18 protein-coding genes and 1 tRNA gene are annotated in these 13,400 nt (G+C 73.4%); 9 read left to right on the top strand and 10 right to left on the bottom strand.

Going from position 1 to position 13,400, the window contains the following annotated elements; all coding sequences use genetic code 11:
- Window positions 1-118 precede the first annotated feature (118 nt).
- Window positions 119-193: transfer RNA gene (locus tag ACZ518_RS36970), tRNA-Trp, on the bottom strand.
- Between the two features lie 15 nt (window positions 194-208).
- Complete coding sequence (locus ACZ518_RS36965; protein WP_469117422.1) at window positions 209-370, bottom strand: hypothetical protein; 162 nt, start codon at window positions 368-370, stop codon at window positions 209-211.
- A gap of 81 nt (window positions 371-451) precedes the next feature.
- Here ACZ518_RS36965 and ACZ518_RS36960 point away from each other — a divergent pair, with 81 nt between their 5' ends.
- Window positions 452-652, top strand: coding sequence for a hypothetical protein (locus ACZ518_RS36960; protein ID WP_469117419.1), 201 nt, complete (start codon window positions 452-454; stop codon window positions 650-652).
- Window positions 653-787: 135 nt separating this feature from the next.
- On the opposite strand, the gene ACZ518_RS36955 is transcribed toward ACZ518_RS36960, so the two are convergent.
- Window positions 788-970: a hypothetical protein gene (locus ACZ518_RS36955; protein WP_469117418.1), complete on the bottom strand. Its 183-nt coding sequence runs from the start codon at window positions 968-970 to the stop codon at window positions 788-790.
- A gap of 317 nt (window positions 971-1,287) precedes the next feature.
- Here ACZ518_RS36955 and ACZ518_RS36950 point away from each other — a divergent pair, with 317 nt between their 5' ends.
- Together ACZ518_RS36950 and ACZ518_RS36945 are read left to right on the top strand one after the other, a co-directional pair.
- Window positions 1,288-1,848 (top strand): hypothetical protein, encoded by a 561-nt coding sequence (locus ACZ518_RS36950; RefSeq protein WP_469117417.1) that lies wholly within the window; start codon window positions 1,288-1,290, stop codon window positions 1,846-1,848.
- A gap of 445 nt (window positions 1,849-2,293) precedes the next feature.
- The gene (locus ACZ518_RS36945) at window positions 2,294-3,070 is read left to right on the top strand and encodes a CAP domain-containing protein (RefSeq protein ID WP_469117416.1); all 777 of its coding nucleotides are present in this window, start codon (window positions 2,294-2,296) and stop codon (window positions 3,068-3,070) included.
- Window positions 3,071-3,103: 33 nt separating this feature from the next.
- Here ACZ518_RS36945 and ACZ518_RS36940 read toward each other — a convergent pair whose 3' ends face one another.
- Both ACZ518_RS36940 and ACZ518_RS36935 read right to left on the bottom strand, forming a co-directional pair.
- Window positions 3,104-4,204, bottom strand: coding sequence for a hypothetical protein (locus ACZ518_RS36940; protein ID WP_469117415.1), 1,101 nt, complete (start codon window positions 4,202-4,204; stop codon window positions 3,104-3,106).
- 106 nt (window positions 4,205-4,310) lie between these two features.
- A complete protein-coding gene (locus ACZ518_RS36935) occupies window positions 4,311-4,547 on the bottom strand; it encodes a chaplin (protein WP_469117414.1) in 237 nt (78 codons plus the stop codon).
- A gap of 230 nt (window positions 4,548-4,777) precedes the next feature.
- On the opposite strand from ACZ518_RS36935, the gene ACZ518_RS36930 reads away from it, so the two are divergent.
- The gene (locus tag ACZ518_RS36930; RefSeq protein ID WP_469117413.1) at window positions 4,778-5,665 is read left to right on the top strand and encodes a TIGR03619 family F420-dependent LLM class oxidoreductase; all 888 of its coding nucleotides are present in this window, start codon (window positions 4,778-4,780) and stop codon (window positions 5,663-5,665) included.
- A gap of 222 nt (window positions 5,666-5,887) precedes the next feature.
- Here the strand turns inward: ACZ518_RS36930 and ACZ518_RS36925 are convergent, their stop codons facing one another.
- Window positions 5,888-6,337 (bottom strand): SRPBCC family protein, encoded by a 450-nt coding sequence (locus ACZ518_RS36925; RefSeq protein WP_469117412.1) that lies wholly within the window; start codon window positions 6,335-6,337, stop codon window positions 5,888-5,890.
- A 209-nt stretch (window positions 6,338-6,546) separates the two neighbouring features.
- On the opposite strand from ACZ518_RS36925, the gene ACZ518_RS36920 reads away from it, so the two are divergent.
- A complete protein-coding gene (locus ACZ518_RS36920) occupies window positions 6,547-7,596 on the top strand; it encodes a mechanosensitive ion channel family protein (protein WP_469117411.1) in 1,050 nt (349 codons plus the stop codon).
- A 70-nt stretch (window positions 7,597-7,666) separates the two neighbouring features.
- Here the strand turns inward: ACZ518_RS36920 and ACZ518_RS36915 are convergent, their stop codons facing one another.
- From ACZ518_RS36915 to ACZ518_RS36905, 3 genes are read right to left on the bottom strand one after another with little or no spacing between them, the layout of a single operon-like run.
- Window positions 7,667-8,503 carry a hypothetical protein gene (locus tag ACZ518_RS36915; RefSeq protein WP_469117410.1) on the bottom strand — a complete coding sequence of 279 codons (837 nt, stop codon included), beginning with the start codon at window positions 8,501-8,503 and terminating at the stop codon, window positions 7,667-7,669.
- A gap of 42 nt (window positions 8,504-8,545) precedes the next feature.
- Entirely contained in the window at window positions 8,546-8,710 is a 165-nt protein-coding gene (locus tag ACZ518_RS36910) for a hypothetical protein (protein WP_469117409.1), read from the bottom strand.
- A 35-nt stretch (window positions 8,711-8,745) separates the two neighbouring features.
- A complete protein-coding gene (locus ACZ518_RS36905; RefSeq protein ID WP_469117408.1) occupies window positions 8,746-9,561 on the bottom strand; it encodes an NAD(P)H-binding protein in 816 nt (271 codons plus the stop codon).
- Window positions 9,562-9,733: 172 nt separating this feature from the next.
- Between ACZ518_RS36905 and ACZ518_RS36900 the strand changes: the two genes are divergently transcribed.
- From ACZ518_RS36900 to ACZ518_RS36890, 3 genes are all read left to right on the top strand, one after another.
- Window positions 9,734-10,603 carry a DMT family transporter gene (locus tag ACZ518_RS36900; RefSeq protein WP_469117407.1) on the top strand — a complete coding sequence of 290 codons (870 nt, stop codon included), beginning with the start codon at window positions 9,734-9,736 and terminating at the stop codon, window positions 10,601-10,603.
- A 112-nt stretch (window positions 10,604-10,715) separates the two neighbouring features.
- Entirely contained in the window at window positions 10,716-11,552 is an 837-nt protein-coding gene (locus ACZ518_RS36895) for a hypothetical protein (protein ID WP_469117406.1), read from the top strand.
- Between the two features lie 126 nt (window positions 11,553-11,678).
- Entirely contained in the window at window positions 11,679-12,503 is an 825-nt protein-coding gene (locus tag ACZ518_RS36890; protein ID WP_469117405.1) for a DUF1206 domain-containing protein, read from the top strand.
- 46 nt (window positions 12,504-12,549) lie between these two features.
- Here the strand turns inward: ACZ518_RS36890 and ACZ518_RS36885 are convergent, their stop codons facing one another.
- Window positions 12,550-12,933: a hypothetical protein gene (locus ACZ518_RS36885; RefSeq protein ID WP_469117404.1), complete on the bottom strand. Its 384-nt coding sequence runs from the start codon at window positions 12,931-12,933 to the stop codon at window positions 12,550-12,552.
- Between the two features lie 190 nt (window positions 12,934-13,123).
- Here ACZ518_RS36885 and ACZ518_RS36880 point away from each other — a divergent pair, with 190 nt between their 5' ends.
- Window positions 13,124-13,360 (top strand): hypothetical protein, encoded by a 237-nt coding sequence (locus tag ACZ518_RS36880; protein ID WP_469117403.1) that lies wholly within the window; start codon window positions 13,124-13,126, stop codon window positions 13,358-13,360.
- Window positions 13,361-13,400: the final 40 nt, after the last annotated feature.

Here is a 13,400-nt window from a genome sequence, read left to right as displayed (position 1 = left end):
GTCTCCACCGCGGCTCGGGCGCCGCCACCCGCCAGAAGAAGCTCCAGGCCGCGCAAGGACAGACCACGGCCGCGTGACCAACCGGACGGACCACACGCCCGGGGGGAGGGACGGGAGGCGGGACCGACCGGATTCGAACCGGCGTCCTCACGGTGTTGGAGACCGCGCGCGACGACCCCTGCGCTACGGCCCCGCCCCGCCCGGCAGCCTACCCGCCGGGGATGATCTGGCTCTCCCTCGTACCGGGCTGCTGCTCGACCACGCTGGTGCCGCTGTCCTCCTGGGACCCCCACGTCCACGTCTCCTCCAGGCGGAGCCGCCCGTCGGGGAGGTCCGTGCCCGGCCCCGGCCGGGTGGATGTCCGGGTCACCCTGAAGGGCCGTCCGGCCGCGGCGGCCGATGGGAGCAGTGGGAGCTGCGGATCCGGCGGGAGCGTGGTGGCATCGGTCGTATGAAGGATCCCTTCGGATGTGACGAGCCGGCGCTGCCGGCCCGGCCGGGCGCCGTGGACCGGGCCGCCGCCCGCCGTGCGGTCGCCTCGCGCGCCATCGGGGCGGAGGACCTGGAGGCCCTGCTGGACATGATCGGCCTGTGGCCCGACGACGACCCGCCGCCGCAGGAACGGTGGCGGAGCCGGCCGGCCGCCGGGTGAGGGGAGGCCGGGCGCGCGTACGGTGCTCCCGTGATGCGTGCCGGGCGACGCGCGGACCCCCCGGGCCCGCCGGTGGCGATCGTCCACGCCTGCCCGCGCGACGCCGGGCCGGCCCGGCCGGCCCGCCGTGCTCGCTCAGGAGCCGTCGCCGTCCGGGTGCTTCCGCTCGTCGCGCCGCCGCCCCTTCTGCTCGGCCCGCCTGCTGCGGGCCGGAGTGATGGGCTCGGGGTGTACGGGGTCCTGGCTGGGCGGCTGCGGGCGCCCGCGTTCCTCGCGCGGTTCGCCGGGCTCCTGGCGCTTGTCCTTCGTACCGCCCATGACGGGTGACTCCTCGGGGCCGGGGATGCGGATTCCTCGTGTTCACCCTGACACGCATCGCCGCGGGCCGCGCCCCGTCGGGGCGAGGAGCGTGGCGTGGGGGTGATGTGTTCCTCCGGTGCGGATGTGCCGTGCGCGGCGTGTCCATTCCGTGACCGTCAAAGTGCGGACCCCCGCTCCGACTTGGGGACCGGCACCCCGCGCGGACGCGCCACGGTGCCGAAGGGTGTCCGGACCACCCTCCCCTCCGCTGTAGGGTGACGTGCGCCCGTCAAGGCGGGCCCTCCTGCTCACTGATATTTCAACGGGGTTCGAACGTGAAACTTCGCCATGTCCGCGCGGTCGCAGTATTCGGTATCGCCGTCGTCGCACTGACCGGAGCCCGTGGCTCGCACGGTGCCAGCTGCGGCGGTGGCAGCAGCCACGGCTCCAGCTCCCACTCGGGCTCCAGCAGCACCAGTGGCGGCAGCACCAGCGGCAGCACCGACAGCAGCGGCACCACCGGCAGCACCAGCACCGGCACCAGCAGCGGAACGAACTCCAGCACCACCACCGGCTCCGTCACGGGCGGTTCGAGGGACAAGGCCGAGCGCGACATCCGTATCGACGGGTGCAAGCTGGACAGCTCCGGCAAGAACCTGGTCGCCAAGCTCACCGTCACCAACAGCAGTTCCCTGGACTACACGTACAACATCACCATGAAGTTCCGCGGCGACGCGACCTCGAACGCGATCCCCGCCACGGCCATGGTGAGCAGCCTGAAGGTCAAGGCGGGCGCGTCCCAGCCGGCCGAGGCCACCACCCTTTACACGGGCAAGGGCAACGGCAGCGAGTACAAGGAGTGCGTCGTCGTCAGCGCGTCGAAGAGCTCCTTCTGACGCACCACGGACCGCTCACCGCGGAGCCCCGCACACCGTCCTGCCGACGGTGTGCGGGGCTCCGCGGTTTCGTGACATGCGACACACGGTCCTCGCCGGCCCGGCGGGCCCCACCGCCACGGACAGCGGGCGCACATTTCGCTATTTGTCCCTGTTTGGCGTTGACATGCCGCACTCCGCCAGAAACGGAATTTGGGGCTCCCATTTCATCGCCGCCAACGTTCCTGATGAGAGGCGGTTCTAGCGGCGCGTCAGCTGCGCCGGGACGGGCCCGTGCGGAGGTCATGCACGATCTTCCCGCCCTTTCAAGCCGGAGCCCGGGGCACTCGTGCATCCGGCCCGCGCCGGCTTGCCATGCCCCTGCGGCCCTTCTAAGAATGGCGACTCCTCCGGCGCCCCAGCGGTCCGGCGCCGGGAGCTTCGCGATCACCGAGTGAGGTCCCGCATGAAGAAGCACCGTAAGAAGACGCACTACAGGAAAATAGCGGTCGCCGTCGGCGCGCTGGCCGTCGTGGGCCTCCCCACCGCCGCCATGGCCTGCCTGGACACCCAGGACACCGGCCGGGCCCGCCCCGCCGCGGCCCAGCTGGAGGTCCCCTTCGACGCGTCCGGGGCCCCCCTCCCGGAGCAGGCCCCGGTCCCGGCCGGCGCGCCCGCGCTGCCCGACGCCGATGCGGCGGCGCCCGTAGAGCCCGCCGCGGAACAGCCCGCCGAACAGCCGGCCGAGCCGGTCCTGGAGGCCGCGCCGCCCGCGCGCCCGCAGCCGCAGCAGCCCCGGCGGGAGCCGGTGGAGTCCTCCGTCGAGCCCGCCGCCCCCGCCGCGCCGCAGGCCTCCGGGGCGCTCTCCGACGCGCAGACCAAGGTCCTCGAACTCGTCAACCAGGCGCGTGCCGCCGCCGGCTGCCCGGCTCTCACCGTCAACGAGAAGCTCACCAAGGCAGCGCAGGACCACAGCGCCGACATGGCCGCGCACAGCAACATGTCCCACACCGGGTCCGACGGGTCCGACGCCGGCCAGCGCATCACCCGCGCGGGCTACGAGTGGCGGACGTACGGCGAGAACGTCGCCTACGGGTACAGCACCCCCGAAAAGGTCATGGAGGGCTGGATGAACAGCCCGGGCCACAAGCGGAACATCCTCGACTGCTCGTACAAGGAGATCGGCATCGGCCTCGCCCAGCCGGGCCAGTACTGGACGCAGGACTTCGGCGCGGCGCGCTGACCCGGCTCGCACGCCGTCGGCCCGGGGCGCCCGTCAGGGTGACGTGGGGTCCGGGCCCGGCGTCCGGTCGGGGTAGGCGGCCGTGATCAGCGCCGGCGCGAGGTTCTCGTTGCGCATCCGCTGGTCGACGTAGAGCAGGGAGACCACCAGCTGCGGGTACCCCAGCTGGAAGAGGGCGCTGACCACGACGCCGGCCAGCAGGCAGACCGCGTACACGACGACCCCGAGGACCATCGTGGCGGGCGCCGCGTCGCCCGATCCCGAGTCCAGCAGGGCGGGGAAGAGCGCGAGGACGCCGACGAAGCCGAACGGCAGCTGGATGGCGTAACCCCCGGCCATCCCCACGACGTACGCGAGCAGCGTGACGCCGAAGACGCGCCACCAGCTGCCACTGACCAGGCGGGCCGACCGCCGCAGCGCGGCCACGGGGCGCAGACCCTCGAACACCACCGCGGCGGGCGCGAGGCTGAACCGGGTCGCGAGCCAGGCCGCCACGGGCATCCACGCGAAGACCGCCGGGATCAGCAGGAACACGCCGGCCGGCGGGCCGGAACCGTCCCAGGACATGATCGCCAACGGGAAGCCGATCGCGTAGATCAGGAGGATCGGCCCGCCCGCGATCAGCCCGATCAGCGAGACGGCGCCGAGCACCGAAGGCAGCCGGGACCAGCTGCGGCGCCACATGGCACGGAAGGTCGCGGAGCGGCCGAGCACGGCCTCCTGCACCACCGCGGGGCACAGGGCGCCGATCGCGGCGGTGCCCAACAGCATCACGAGCAGCAGGATCACGCCCCCCGGCAGCAGGGCCAGGAACACGGTCGCCACGTCCGCGCTGTCGGGCTGCGACCCCGGGTCGATGTCGAAGACCTCGGAGAAGCTGGCGCTCGCCGCCACGACGCCGATCACGATCGCCGCCGTCACCAGCAGGAATCCGGCGCCCTGCACCGCGAGCATGACGCCGACCAGCGGCTTCCAGTACTGGCGGAAGGCCCTGAAGGCGCCGCCGACCATCTCACCCGCGCCGAGCGGCCGCAGGGGTATGACCCCCGGCTGCGGGGGCGGCTGGATCCAGCCGCCTCCCCACTGGGGCACGGGCGGCTGCGGGTGCTGTCCCCAGCCCGCGTTGTGCGACATCACTGTTCCCCCTCTTGACCTGGAGGAACAAGGTATCCCCTCGCACCCCGGGCGGGGTGCGAGGGGGCCGCCCGCAGGCGGCGACGCGGCCGGCGCCGCGCCCTGGTCAGGCGTTGATGCAGGTGTTGGCGGCCGCCGGGTTGAGCAGGCCGATGATGTTGATGGAGTTGCCGCACACGTTGAGCTGGGCGTGGATCGGCACCTGGACGACGTTGCCGGACAGCACGCCCGGCGAGCCGACGGCGTAGCCCTCGGCGTGGGAGTCGGCGACGGCGGAACCGCCGGCGCCGAGGATGCCGGCCGCGGCCAGGACGGTGGCGGCGATCGCAGTTCGAATACGCATGTCACTCCAAGGTCGATGACGGAACGTCGAAGCAGGATCACACCGCCTCCAGGGCCTTCATGCCCGGCATTCACCTGACCAACGGCGTGTTACGGCGCCCAGGGTGACCGGAGCCGCCCGATCGGGTGCCGTGGCGGCGGGGAACGGCCACCTCGGGCCAAGGCCGTTGTGTCACGTGTCACGTGTGGCGCCCTTGGGTCCCGCGCCCGCCCCGCGTCGACGATGGGGCCATGGAGATAGGCATCGCACTGCCCCAGTACGGCACCCACGCGCAGGCCGCCCGCATCGCGGGCTTCGCGCGCGACGCGGAGCACGCCGGGTTCGACTCGCTCTGGGTGGGGGACCGCTCGCTGACCCCGGTCGAGCCCAGCGACATCTACCCGGGCCACACGCCCGAGAACCCGTACCCGCCCGAGTACCGGACCTTCCTCGACCCGCTCACCGTCCTGACCGTCGCCGCCACCGCGACCCACCGCGCCCGCCTCGGCACGAGCACCCTCAACGCGCCCTGGTACCCGCCCCTGTTGCTCGCGCGCAGCCTCACCTCGCTGGACCAGGTGAGCGGCGGCAGACTGGACGCCGGCTTCGGGATCGGCTGGCTGCGCGACGAATACACCGCCGTCAACGCCGACTTCGGCCGGCGCGGCGAACGGCTCGACGAGATCCTCGACATCCTCCAGGGCATCTGGACCCAGGAGGAGTTCGAGCACGAGGGCCCGCACTGGCGCATCCCGCGCGCCCACGTCGGCCTGCGACCGGCCCAGCGCCCGCACCCGCCCCTCTACTTGGGCGGCTTCTCACCCGCCGCGATGCGCAGGGTGGGCCGCCGCGCGGACGGCTGGGTCGGCGCCGTCCTTCCGTCCGCGGCACTCGCCGGACTGTGGGCCGTCGCCCGGCGGGCCGCCGAGGAAGCCGGACGCGACCCCGACGCCCTGCGCCGCAACATCCGCTTCAACGCCAAGCCGGGCATGCCGTACGAGGAGATCGCGGCGGTCCTCGCCGGCATCCGGGACACGGGCGCCGACAGCTGCTTCATCGACCTCCAGCAGTGCGTCCGCGAACCGGACGAGGCGCTGGAGCTCGGCATCAAGGTCCTGGACCTCGTACGCGCCGGCTAGGCCCTGTCCGGCCACGCGGCCGGGCCGTTCGTACCGCCCGGCCGCGTGCCGTATAGTTGATCTCGAGCTCGCCGCCGCGGAACGCGGGGACGGGACGATGCGTTGGTGGTCCAAGGAAAGACACCCCACTTCCCGTGGGGGAATGCAGGTGCAAGGCCTGCCCAGCGCTCGATCAAGGCCCCGGCCTCCTCACGGAGACCGGGGCCTTTGTGTCGGCCGCGGTCAGACCTCTCCCCGCCAGGCGCCCGTCTCGAAGCCGCGCGCCTCGATGAACAGCTTGAACCGCTTCAGGTCGCCGGCGACCTGGCGCTTGACGAAGCCGAGCTTGTCGGCCGCGGTCTCGGCCAGCCCGTCGGGCACCCAGTTCATGTGCAGCACGACCTTGGTGGTGCTCGCGTCGATGGGCTGGAAGGTGACCAGCCCGGCCTGGCGGGCCTCCCCGTCCACCGTCATCCACGCGACGCGCCGGTCCGGGAGCTGCTCGGTGATCCGCGCGTCGAACTCGCGCTGCACACCGTTGACGTTCGTCACCCAGTGCGTGAGGGTGTCCGTCCGCTGCTCGACGCGTTCGACGCCCTCCATGAAGGCGGGGAAGTCCTCGAACTGCGTCCACTGGTTGTAGGCCGTACGCAGGGGGACGTTGACCTCGACGTACTCCTCGACGTGCGACATGTGCACCCCTTCCCCGTCCCCGGCAGCCCCGCACCCCTCGGTGCCGGTCGCTCCGTCAGGACGTCCACGGGCCCGGCTACCCCCCTTCGCGGTACCCATGCGGCACCCCCGGCCCGGCAGCGTGAGGGTGTCGGCCGTCCTCGTCGGGGCAGGGGCGTGGAGATCCGGGCCGTCGCCGTCCGCCCCGTCCACACCGCCGAGGAGCCGAATTGAACGCCGCCGTCCGCCCGCTGACCGTCCTGGGAGCCGCGATACTGCTGACCGGTGCGGCCGGCTGGGCCGTCGACCTGCTGCTGCGCCGGGCCGCCGCGCGGCACCCCGAGACACCCCTGTGGAACTCGCTGCGCCGCTGCCGGCCGGCCCTCCAGATCGTGCTCCTGGCGGCGCTGCTCAGAGGGGCCCACCGGCAGACCGCGTGGCGCCCGCTCCAGGAGAACGAGGCCGTCGTCGGCCGGGCCCTCTCGCTCGCCCTGATCGGGGCCGGTGCCTGGCTCGTCGTGGGCGTGACGTCGGCCGTCGTCGAATCCGGTTACGCCCGCTACGCGACCGGCACCCGCGACCCGGCCAGGGTCCGCCGGGTCCGCACCCAGGTGTCCCTGATCATGCGGGTCGTGACCGCCGTCGTCGCCGTCGTCGCGGCCGCGGCGATGCTCCTGACCTTCCCGAGCTTCCGCGCACTGGGCACCTCCGTGCTCGCCTCCGCCGGGATCATCGGCATCGTCGCGGGCGTGGCCGCGCAGTCGACGCTGGGCAACCTCTTCGCCGGGTTCCAGATCGCCTTCGGAGACATGGTGCGCATCGGGGACACCGTCGTGGTCGCCGGCGAATGGGGTGTGGTGGAGGACATCACTCTGACCTTCCTCGCCGTCCGGACCTGGGACGAGCGCCGGATCACCATGCCCGTCTCGTACTTCACCACCCGCCCCTTCGAGAACTGGTCCCGGGGCGGCGTCCAGATGACCGGCACGGTCCTCCTCCACTGCGACCACGCCGCCCCCGTGGACCTCATACGCGGCAAGGTGCACGAGATCCTGGACCGGTGCCCGGAGTGGGACGGGCGCGGCTGGGACGTCGCCGTCACCGAGACGACGCCCTCGACCATGGTGGTGCGCGCGATCGTCACGGCCAAGGACGCCGACGACCTGTGGACGGTCCGCTGCGCGGTACGGGAGCAGCTGATCGGCTGGCTCTCGGAGAAGCACCCGGAGGCCCTGCCCCGACTCCTCCTCGCGCCGCCGCCCGGCGGCCCCGGAACCTGAACCCGCCTCAGGACCCGTCCGGTCGGAAACTCCACCGCGTACGGGTGTACACCCGCCGGCGGGGACCGACTCAGGCCGGGTAGGCGAGGGAGCCCAGCGGCGGGCCGGGGACGAGCGCGGCGCCGGCGCCGGGGCGTTCGGTGAAGGCCCGGGCCTCGGCGGACCGCTGGCGCCGGTAGTCCAGGTCGTCGGCGTGCCGGGCGTCGCGCCGGGCGCGGGAGTAGTCCCACGTGTCGTCGATGAGGCTGAGGGCGGTGTTGCCGGAGCTGCGCTGGAACTCCGCCTTCACGGCGGCCTGCTGGAGCGCGGTCTGGATCGCGGCGAGGTCGATGCGGGTGATCAGGACGCCCGGGGTGTGGGGTTCCCGGGTCGGCAAGGGCGCCTGGGGGAGCAGCGACACCCCCGTGTCGAGGCGGTCGAGGTTGTCGACCGTCGCGTCCTGGGCGTCCCTCACCATGGTCTGCATCTCCCGGTGCAGCCAGAAGAACTCGTCGAGGTCGCCCTCGGTGACGCGTATCCGCCGGTACAGGGCCTGGAAGCGGGGATCGTGGTGCAGCGGGAGCACGGGGCCGGCGTGGAGTGCCACGCAGTCGTTGAAGCCGGCCGTCACCGCGGCGTCGAGGTGGAAGAGGACCGGCTCCGCCTGTCCGCGTGCGAGGGCCATGCCGGCGAGGCTCGCGTGGCCGGCGGCCACGAGCCAGGCGCCGGCGGGGCCGAGCGCCGTGGCGCGCGCGATGACGTCCTGAAGCCCCGCGGCGACGTCGACGCGCGGGGGGAGTCCGGGGAACCGGCTCCCGAGGGAGGCGAGGAGGTCCGGCTCCGGCGCCATTGATGCGGCACTGCCGGTCAGGTGCGCCACCAGCAGCTCGTGAAGACGGGCGGCAAGTGAGTTGACGGTGTCGGCCATGGATCTCCTCGGACGTCGGTGGTGGAGCTCGGCGCTGTGCGGCTACAGCATCGCCGACGACCCCCGCCGACGGCGACCGGTCCCCGACGTTCCGATCTCCGCCGGCCCGGCCTTCTCGCGTGCGCCCACGGAAGGTTGACGCACCGTCACCATCACCGCCGCCTCGCGCGCCGCGAAGAGCGCGGCGGAGAAGGCGGCCAGGGTCACGACGAGGTACCCGGTGACGGGGCCGCGGGGCGGGGTCAGCGGAAGGCGGGGGCGGTGCGGGCGGCCCACTGTGCGAAGGTGCGCGGCGCCCGGCCCAGGACCCGCTCGACGTCCGGGCTCGTCCCGAGCTCGGCGGGCAGCGGCCGGCCGAGGATGGCGAGGGTGCCCTCCACCACCGGCTCGGGCATGAAGGCCAGCATCTGCGCGCGGGCCTCGGCGGGGGTCTGCTCGATGAACCGCACGGGGGCGCCGAGGGCGTCGCCGATCGCCGCGGCCCGCTCGCGCGGGGTGACCGGCGCGGGGCCGGTGAGGTCGTACGTCCGGCCCGCGTGGCCACCGTGGCGCAGTACGGCCGCCGCGACCTCGGCGACGTCCGCCGGGTCGACCATGGGCAGTCCGACATCGCCGAACGGCGCGGAGGCCGTCCGCTCGGCCCGGACGGACCCGGCCCAGGCGAAGGCGTTCGAGTTCAGCCCGCCGGACCGCAGGACCGTCCATTCGAGGCCCGAGCCCCGTACGGCCTCCTCGAAGGCCACCGGGTGGCGGTAGACCTCCGGCCGCGTCCCGGCGCCCTGGGAGGAGAGGAGTACGACGCGCCGCACGCCGGCGGCCCGGGCGAGACCGAGGATCCCCTGCGGGTCCTCGCCGGCGACGAGCAGGAACAGTGCCCCGGCCCCGGCGAGGGCGGGGCCGAGGGCCTGCGGATCGCCCAGGTCGGCCCGTACGTGCCGCACGCCGTCGGGAAGCCGACCCGGCCGCCGGGAGACGGCGGTGACCTGCTCGCCGGAGTCGACGAGGATCCGCACGAGCTCCTGGCCGACGTTCCCCGTGGCACCCGTTACGACGATCATGAGAACTCCTGGAAGAGTTAGTTGGCTGACTGAGAAAAACGTAACCCATGTCCGGGCGCCGCGTCCATAGTCAGTCGGCCAGCTGACTTGAGTGGGGGCGTGGTGGGCGGCCGCGGCCCCGTACGGGGGAACGGGCGGCGCGGGGAGGCTCCCGCGCGGTGAGGATCGGAGCATGGGCTTCCTCCTGCCGGTCCTCTTCGCGGTGTTCGCGGCGTTCAGCAACGCGCTCGCGACGGTCCTCCAGCGGCGGGCCTCGCTCACCGTGCCGCAGAGTGACGGCTTCCGGTTCGGGCTCGTCCTCGACCTGCTGCGGCGGCCGCTGTGGATCGGCGGGATCCTGGCGGTGATCGCGGCCGGAGCCGGCCAGGCCCTCGCGCTCGCCACGGGCGCCCTGGCCCTCGTACAGCCCCTGTTCGTGCTGGAGCTGCCGCTCGCCCTGCTGATCGCCTCGCTCCTGGCCCGCAGCCCGCTGCCGGGCGCGCTCTGGCTCGCCGTGGCGGCGGTCGTGACCGGACTCGGGATCGTGCTGGTGGCCGCCGCGCCCGCCGGGAACCGGACCCACGTCCCGTTCGACCGCTGGGTCCTGGCCCTGGCGGCCTGCGCGGCGGCGGTGGCCGTACTGGCCGCCGCCGGGCTGCGGCGGCCGCCCGGCCGGATGCGGGCCGGGTGTCTCGGCGCCGCCACCGCCGTCTGCTACGCGCTCACGGCCGCGCTGATGAAGTCCGCCGTGCACCTGCTCCAGGGCGGCGGCATCGGCGCGTTCCTGACGGCCTGGGAGACGTACGCCTTCGGCGCGAGCGGCGTCTGCGCCCTGCTGCTCCTCGAACACGCCGTGCAGGGCGGCCCCTTGGTCGCCTCGCAGCCGGCACTGACACTCGGCGACGCCGGCGTCAGCATCGCGCTGGGGGTCCTGCTGTACGAGGAGCACCTGCGGGCCCACTGGTGGCTGCTCCCGCAGCTCCTGGGACTGGCGCTGATCTGCGCCGGGGTGCTGGCCCTGGCCAGGACCGAGGCCCCGGCGGAACCGTCCGCGCCCCGATGAGCCGCCGTCCGGCCGCGATCGGACAACAGTTCAAGATCCGCTAGGGTGTTCGACGTTCGCGGCGGGGTGCACCCGCCGCGGGAAGCACGCGCGGGTACCCGGGGGACGAGAAGTGAGCACGACCAGACCACAGGTGGGCAGCGACGCGTCCGAAGGACCCTTCGGCGCGCTGAACGAGTTCTTCCGCACCTTCATGGGCGACCACGCCCCCGGACCCGACGAACGGCCGGACGACCGCCTCATCGGCGCCCTGCAGGTCATCCGCACCCTCCTCGGCATGATCGCCGCCGTGTGGATCGTCCTGGCCTATCCGCTGAGTTCGGGCCGGCAGGATTTCGTCCTCGGCAAACTCGCCGAGCTCGGCCTCGCCTGCGCCATCCTGCTGCTGGGAAGCATCATCGGCATCACCGCCTTCCTCGTCGCCGGCACCCCGGACCGCCGCCGGGCCTTCACCCGGCGCCTGATCGGGCCGATCGTGTACATGCTGGCGCTCGCCCTGGGCCCCGCGCTGATCTGGCTGTCCCTCACCACCGTCAAGGGCGACCTCGTCAGCGGAAGCGACCTGACGGACTTCTTCTCCGGGATCTTCGGCCGCGGCATCCTCTGCTCCCTGTTCAGCTTCATCGTCCTGATCGTCGGCTGGCTGGCCGCCATCGTCCTGCTGATCGCCTCCATCCCGTACACGGTCCTCGCCGCCTACGTCTGCGTGGCCTCCTGCTTCCGCGCCTCGGACGTCCACCAACTGCTCCCGGCACTGCTCTCGCCGCTGCTGGTGTGGTCGCTGTTCGCCTTCCAGGTCTTCAACGGCCCGGACGTCGCCGCGCCCCCGGAGGTGCTCTACACCTTCCTCCTCGGCGGCCCCCTGTCGGTGACCGCGCTCTCCGTCTGGGAGGTGCGGCGCCTGCGCAGCCGCTACGGGATCACCCTGCGCGGCGCGCTCGGTCGCTGACCCCCGCCGGCCGTAGAGCCGCCCGCCACACAGCGTCACCCCTCCGGCTGCCCCGGGACAACCGCTCCGTTCGGGGCAGACGTCCCACAGGGAGCGCACCGGCGCTCCGGGACCGGAGAGGTGGCCATGCAGTCGACTTCTGGTGGGACCCGCGTCCAGGACGGCGCGCCGCGTACCGGGATCGTGGTCGCGGCCCGGGCGGGACTGGCCACGCGCGGGGTCCTGTACGTCCTGGTCGGTGCGATCGCCCTGCGCATCGCCTTCGGCGAAGACCCCGGACAGCAGGCGGACCGGCAGGGGGCGCTCGCCGGGCTGGCGGGCGGCCCCCTGGGCCGGGTGATGATCTGGGCCGTGGGGGCCGGCCTGGTCGCGATGACCTTGTGGCGGCTGTCGGAGGTGGTCTTCGGCGGCGCCGGGCCCGACGGGCGCAAAACCGGCAAACGGCTGGCGGCGGCCTGCCGGGCGGTGTTCTACGCCGTGGTCGGCGCGTCCGTCATCGCCTTCGCGGCCGGGCAGGGCGGCGGGAAGTCCAGCGACGAGCAGTCGCGCGACGCCACCGCGAGCGTCCTGGAGTGGCCCGGCGGCCGTTGGCTGGTGGCCCTGGCGGGACTCGGCATCGTGGTGGGCGGAGTCGTGATCGCGGTCTCGGCGGTACGGCGGAAGTTCCGCGACGACCTCGCGCTGCCCTCCCGGCCGGGATGGCTGAGCGGTGTCGTCGACGTGCTCGGCGTGGCGGGCGGCCTCGCCCGGGGCGCCCTGTTCGCGGCGGCGGGCGGCTGCGCGTTCTACGCGGCCCTGCGGTACGACCCGGCCAAGGCCAAGGGCGTCGACGACACCCTGCGTGCCTTCGCCGACACCCCCGCGGGACCGTGGCTGCTGGTGGTGGTGGCGGCGGGCCTGGTCCTGTTCGGCCTGTTCTCGTGGGCACTGGCCGCCTGGCGGCGGGTCTGACCGGCGGGTCTGATCGGCGGGCCCGACCCGGGACGGCCCGTGCGGGTCAGCCGGTGAGCGTCACGCAGGGAAGGCCCACGCTGGCTCCGCCGCGGAAGCCCTCCGCGCACAGCCTGGTGCCCGCCGGGAAGTGGCGCTGGGGGTAGGCCTGATCGCGGTAGGTGCGGAATGCGGCGACGTCCTCGGCCTTGGTCCGGGCGCTCCATCCGTTCGTGGTCCACACGCGCGCGGAAATCCTGTTGGGCCGGTTGGTGTTGGTGACCGACACCTCGACCCTGCCCAGATAGGTCCCCGTGTCGTACGTCTCGATGCAGACGGAGTGGTTGCACCACTTGCCGGCCGCGGCCGCGGGCGGTCCCGAGGCGAAGACGACGCCGACCGCCGCGGCGGCCGCTCCGACGGTAGAGATGATCTTCCGGAATGCAGTCATGCCCGGTCAACGAACAGGTCCGCGCCGTGTCACGCGCCGCCGCCTTCCGGTCGTGACGCGGTCGGGGCCGCCTCGTGCCGCCCCGTGCCGCCGCGTGGAGGCACGGCCCGGGGTGCCCGTACGCGGCCGATCGGCTCCCCGGGCCGTGTCGCCGCGCCCGTCACCGGTCACGGCGTGCAACCGTCTCCCCATGACCGAAGGCTTGACACCTCACCTCTCCCCGGCGCGCATCACCGTCCTGGGCGTCCAACCCGGTACCCCGCCCTTCCGGATCATCGAGCTCGACGGGGAGGTCGTCGGCCGGGCCCAGTCGATGACGGACGTGCTGCTGGTCGCCGCGGAGGCGGGGATCACCATCCACGACCTCGACGACCTCGACGAGGTCCGCTGGGTCGGGGGCGGCAAGTTCACCTGGACCCACCACTAGTGCTGTGGCCGGGAAGGCTTGCCGGGTCGCGGTGTCCGGT

This window comes from Streptomyces sp. NPDC033966 (assembly GCF_055575955.1).
The sequence above is the reverse complement of the archived record's forward strand: the minus strand, read 5'-3'. Positions and strand labels throughout refer to the sequence as shown.